Genomic DNA, 5,446 nt, shown 5'->3' with positions numbered 1-5,446 from the left:
GATAGATCGCGATGTCCTCGTCGCGCACCAGGTGCTGGTACTGCATGTCGGACTGCTGGGTCATGCGCTGGTCGACCGCGACGCCGATCTCGACCTTGTCGGCGGCGCCGCCGCCGGTCCGCGCCTTGAGCAGGCCACCGACCTTCGCATCCGCCAGCACGTCGGGGCGAGAGCCGCCAACCTCCTTGCCCAGGATCCATTGCGACGTATAGACCGTACCGCCGGCGAGCCGGGTCTGGCCCGTGCCGTTCTTCTGACCGTCTAGGAACGGCCCCACGAATATCTCGCCGGTGGCCATAGTCAGCCGGCCTTGCCCGCTCGGTACGCCGGCGACGAACTGTCCCTCATAGCGATTGCCGTCAGCGTCGACATGGATCCCGGTGCCGTCGAGCACGCCGGCGAGCCAATGCCCCTCGAAAGCCTCGCCCGAGCGCAGCTCCAGCCGGCCTTGCCCGTCGGGCCGGCCATTCCTGACCTCGCCGAAATAGCTGGAATAGACGGTCTTGGGATCGTAACTCGCGGATCCGCGCACGCGCCAGACCAGCCTGCCCCTGCCGTTGATGGTGCCGCCGTCACCGATCGTCCGGTCGGGTGATTGGCCTGCCGCCGGCTCCCAGATGAAGTCGAGGTTTTTTTCCGGGTGGAAATCCCAGGCACGGACCGTCCTGCGCAGCACCGAGCGCGTATCCGACTGGTAGAGAATCTGGACCCGTTGCGCCCAGGCGCCGCCGACGGGCGCGGCGAGCGGATCGGCGAAGCCCGGCGAAAGCACCAGCACGCCCAGCATTGCCGCTATCCCGAACACTGCCCTTGCCCGCGCCATCCCCCAAACCCCTCTGGATGCCCAACCCCTTGGCCTACCAAGCGTAGTCGGCGATCCGGCCTCGTGCAAGAGAAGCCGCACGGGAAGCATCGCCACGAAAAAGGGCGGCGGATCGATCCGCCGCCCTTGCCTGACACCGCGTAGCCGCGGCGCTTATTTATAGAGGCTGTTGATCCACTCGACGTTGGCAGCGTTCAGGCGCACCGCCGTGTTCGCGTCGGGGCTTTCCGCCACATTGACGCCGGTGATGATGCGCTGCTTGGAGTTGTTGTCATAGGCATAGACCGAGCTGCCGCTCGACCCCGGGAATGTGTCGCAATCATACTGGAAATATTCCGGGGCGATGTTTTCGGCGTGCACTTCGCAGCTCGCCTTCCACATCGTGCCCATCGGCTTGTCGCCGGGATAGCCGACGAGGTTGGCGGTGAAGTCGCCGAGGTCGTCATAGTTGGCATAGCCCAGCCAGCCCAGATTGGTGCCGACATCCTGCTTCAGGGTGACGATGCCGAGATCCCACGGGATGACCGAACCATAATAGCCCTGGTAGTTGTCGATGAACCCCTGCAGCACATAGGCGCTTTCATATTCGAACGCGCCGAACGGCGCGTCATCGGCAGTGCTGCCGTTGAGGCCAGGCACGAACAGATAGTCGGAGAGCCAGTCCTTGTCCTCGTTGCTGTAGAGGCAGTGCGCCGCGGTCAGCACCGTGCGCGGGCCGATCAGCGTCGCCGAGCAGCTGCCAAAGCCGGTCTTCGACTTGGCCTCGAGGTAGCCGATCGCCGAGAACGGATAGGTCTTGGTGTTCTTGACCTGCACCCGGTCGTCGGCGCCGAAAACCTGGCGGCCGGCTTCGCCTTCGCCAAGGTCGGGATCCTCGGTCTTGCGAGGAGCTCCCTCTGTTCCATTGGCCGGCGCGTTCAGTTCCTTGATGATGAGCTCCCGCAGTGCCTCGGTCGGCTCGATCTTGATCTCCTTGCCATCGGCGGAACGCCCGACGATGCCATAGGATTTGACCGCCGTTGCCTCGTCGGCGAGCGGCGCGGCGCGGCTGTCCTCGTCGGTCAGTTTCGGCGGCGCGATAGGCTTTGCCCGCCCGGGCTTGTAGTCGCCTGCAGTCGCGTCCCGTGTGCTTTCGCCATTTCCGGCACTGGCGGAGCCAGGATCGGCGGCGAAAGCCGGAACCGCCCACATCGCTGTGGAAAGCAATGCGGACGCAAAGACTGCGTTTGTCAGTTTTGTCATGGTGAGACTCTCCCAAAAGTCAGCAAGGACTGGATCAAAATACAGAAATATTGTCGAGATCGTGGTGAGACCGAAAAATGAGTTTCCTCACCGGTCACCAGTCCGATCGTTGTTCTGCAAGGTCATTTCACGGCCCCCGCCAAAAAACCCCCGCCACGATATATTGCCTAAAATAATCCTAGATTGGCAATGACAAATCGCTTCCACGTAGCCCGTGGGGGGCTATAGGATTTTGCGCGGGTTCTGCTCGCGGGCACGGGTGGCAAAAAGTGGGATCCGGTTTGTGACCGATCGCGCGTCGAAGGACTTCGGCGCGCGTCCGGATATCGAAACCGGCATCGCCTCGCTGCGCAATGTCCGACGCCGGCCTGCTCGGAAACACTGTCTCAGGAGGTCTCAAGGTGCACATTACCAATCGGTTCAGGCCGATCGTCGCCGCGTCGATGCTCGCCATTGTCTCGGCCCTCGCCATCGCCGGCAGCAGCCGGGCCGACGACATCGTCAGGCCCGAAGCCGCGGTCTCGCCGATGAAACGCGTGAACGATGCAAGAGCAAAGGCCGCGGCGGAGAACCCCGATGGCTCCGATCGCGTCTATGGCGGCTATCAGGCCGAAAAAGGCGCTTACCCGTTCCAGGTCGCGCTGCTCACCACCGACCGGCTGGACGAGAGCCCGGCGTCGCAGGCAAACGCGCAGTTCTGCGGCGGCAGCCTGATCGCGCCGCAATGGGTGCTGACGGCCGCGCATTGCCTCAACGACAAGGGTGAGCCCGTTTCACCGGATTCGATCACCGTGTTGACCGGGGCCACCGACCTCAGCGAAGGCAAGCGCCACAAGGTGGTGCAGGTCATCGTCAATGAGGGCTACAGCGAGCAGACGCTGGACAATGACCTGGGCCTGCTCCGGCTTGCCGGCCCCGCCGATGCGCCGACCATCAAGCTCGCCCATGAGGCGACGCCCGACAAGGGCAAGACGACCGTCACCGGCTGGGGCAAGATGCAGGACGGCACCTTTCCCACCACGCTGATGGTCGCCGATCTCGATCTGGAGCCCAACAGCGCCTGCAACAGCGGCATCAAGGCTATCTATGCACATGATCTGAAGGCGGCACTGGGCGATCTGTCCCATCGCATGCGCTATTCGGAAAAGGGCATCGAAGCTGCCGCCAATGCGATCGCCGCCGATATGACCGATCCGCTGACCAGCAACATGATCTGCGCCGGCACCACCAGCGGCGTGCGCGATGCCTGCAACGGCGACAGCGGCGGCCCGCTGTTCATGACAGGAAAGGACGGCCCGGTGCAGGTCGGCGTCGTCAGTTGGGGCGAAGGCCCGGCCGACGGAAGTGCTGCCTGCGGCCACAAGGATGCCTATGGCATCTACACGCGGCTGGCCAACTACACCGGCTGGATCGAAGGAAAGATGAAGTCGTCCGCTCCGGCGCCGGAAAAGCCGAAGCCCGGCCTCGGCACCGCCCAGAAGCCGAAAACGCCCTGAGCCGCGACCATTTCGCATGCGCATGAAAACGGCGGGAGGTTTTCCCGCCGTTTTGTTTGCCGGCTCCTGACGAAGCCTACTTTCTCGCCGGACCCGTGCGTTCGGCCGAAGCCGCCCAGAGATTGATGTCGGACTCGCGCGCATAGGTATCGATCTCGGCGAGTTCGGCGTCGGTGAACTCGAGCGTCTTGAGCGCGCCAACACAATCCTCGACCTGTTCGGGCCGGCTGGCGCCGATCAGCGCCGAGGTCACCTTGCCCCTGCGCAGCACCCAGGCCAGCGCCATCTGCGCCAGCGTCTGCCCGCGCCTGCCGGCAATGTCGTTGAGCGCCTTGATGTTGGCGATGGTCTTGTCGTTGATGAAGGATTGCCGCAGCGACTTGCCTTGCATGGCGCGGCTGCCTTCCGGGATCCCGCCGAGATACTTGTCGGTCAGCATGCCTTGCGCCAGCGGCGAGAACACGATCGAGCCGACGCCCAGTCCGTCCAGCGTATCGAGCAGGCCGTCATCCTCGACCCAGCGGTTCAGCATCGAGTAACTCGGCTGGTGGATTATGCAAGGCGTTCCCATCTGCTTCAGGATGTCGGCGGCTTCGCGCGTGCGCTGCGAATTGTAGGACGAGATGCCGGCATAGAGCGCCTTGCCCGAGCGCACGGCGTGGTCGAGGGCGCCCATCGTTTCTTCCAGCGGCGTGTCGGGGTCGAAACGGTGCGAATAGAAGATGTCGACATAGTCGATACCCATCCGCTTGAGGCTCTGGTCCAGGCTGGCCAGCATATATTTGCGGCCGCCCCATTCGCCATAGGGGCCGGCCCACATTCCATAGCCGGCTTTGGTCGAGACGATCAGTTCATCGCGATAGCCGGCAAGATCGGTGCGCAGGATCTCGCCGAAAGCCGCCTCCGACGAGCCGGGCGGCGGGCCGTAATTGTTGGCGAGATCGAAATGCGTGATGCCGAGATCGAAGGCCTTGCGGACGATGGCCTGCTTGGTCTTGTGCGGCGTGTCGTCGCCGAAATTGTGCCATAGCCCAAGCGAGATCGCCGGCAGCTTCAGCCCCGAACGGCCACAGCGATTGTAGATCATTGTCTCGTAGCGGTTTTCGGCGGGACTGTAGGGCATCGGAAATCCTTGAATGGAGCGAGCCGGTTGGCGCAGACCGACGAAGCGCGGCGAGTCGGTCCTGTTTCTCTCCCTTTACCCTCTCCTGGCAGGAACCGGGAGAGGGCTGAGACACATCGGCTAATTCTTCCTTGCCAACAACTCCTTGGCTTGCCTGACGCCGAGGGCCGCCGGCCTCTCGCAGGTCGTTCGCATGGCGACGAACTTGCCGGTCTCGCCGGAGCGCAGGATGCCGGTCATGACATCGACGGCATGCAAGGCCAGTTCCATCGAGCAACGGTGCGGGCGGTCCTCCATGATCGCCAGCGCCATGTCGGCGAGTCCTGCTGTGCGATAGTTGGCCATCATGCCGTTTCCATGCATCTCGTTGGGCACGCTGAACGGATGCTTCCATTTCGGCAGCTTCTTGACCGGCTTGCCCTCCTCGGTGAAGCGCACCTCGCCGCCGAAGAAATTCGGATCCGGCACGAACACCGTTCCGGCCTCGCCATAGAGTTCCATCGGCGCGTGACCATGCGGCAAGACGTCCCAGCTGGCGTTGAGCGAGATCACAGCGCCGTTCTCGAATTCCATCATGCCGTGGATCGTCGTGGGGGTGTTGACCGTAACCTTTTCACCTGCGCGCGGCTTCGATGAAATGGTGCGTTCCTTCGCCGGCGTCGTCGCGAAGGCCGCAACCTGCTTCACCGGTCCGATCAGCTGGATCAGATTGGTGATGTAATACGGCCCGATATCCAGCACCGGCCCGGCGCCGGGCTGGAA

At 63.4% G+C, this 5,446-nt stretch carries 5 protein-coding genes; 1 reads left to right on the top strand and 4 read right to left on the bottom strand.

Annotated features, from left to right (window positions below):
• Both WC739_RS24340 and WC739_RS24335 read right to left on the bottom strand, forming a co-directional pair.
• A partial coding sequence (locus WC739_RS24340; RefSeq protein WP_372955548.1) for an MORN repeat-containing protein occupies positions 1-823 on the bottom strand: 823 nt, incomplete at its 3' end.
• Between the two features lie 153 nt (positions 824-976).
• Positions 977-2,065, bottom strand: coding sequence for a serine protease (locus WC739_RS24335; protein WP_372955547.1), 1,089 nt, complete (start codon positions 2,063-2,065; stop codon positions 977-979).
• A 401-nt stretch (positions 2,066-2,466) separates the two neighbouring features.
• Here WC739_RS24335 and WC739_RS24330 point away from each other — a divergent pair, with 401 nt between their 5' ends.
• A complete protein-coding gene (locus tag WC739_RS24330; protein ID WP_372955546.1) occupies positions 2,467-3,561 on the top strand; it encodes a serine protease in 1,095 nt (364 codons plus the stop codon).
• A gap of 76 nt (positions 3,562-3,637) precedes the next feature.
• Here WC739_RS24330 and mgrA read toward each other — a convergent pair whose 3' ends face one another.
• Together mgrA and WC739_RS24320 are read right to left on the bottom strand one after the other, a co-directional pair.
• Positions 3,638-4,684: an L-glyceraldehyde 3-phosphate reductase gene (gene mgrA, locus WC739_RS24325; RefSeq protein ID WP_372955545.1), complete on the bottom strand. Its 1,047-nt coding sequence runs from the start codon at positions 4,682-4,684 to the stop codon at positions 3,638-3,640.
• Between the two features lie 120 nt (positions 4,685-4,804).
• On the bottom strand, positions 4,805-5,446 hold a 642-nt coding region (locus WC739_RS24320), incomplete at its 5' end, for a Gfo/Idh/MocA family oxidoreductase (RefSeq protein WP_372955544.1).

It is taken from the genome of Mesorhizobium sp., from assembly GCF_041661565.1.
GTDB lineage: Bacteria > Pseudomonadota > Alphaproteobacteria > Rhizobiales > Rhizobiaceae > Mesorhizobium.
The sequence above is the reverse complement of the archived record's forward strand: the minus strand, read 5'-3'. Positions and strand labels throughout refer to the sequence as shown.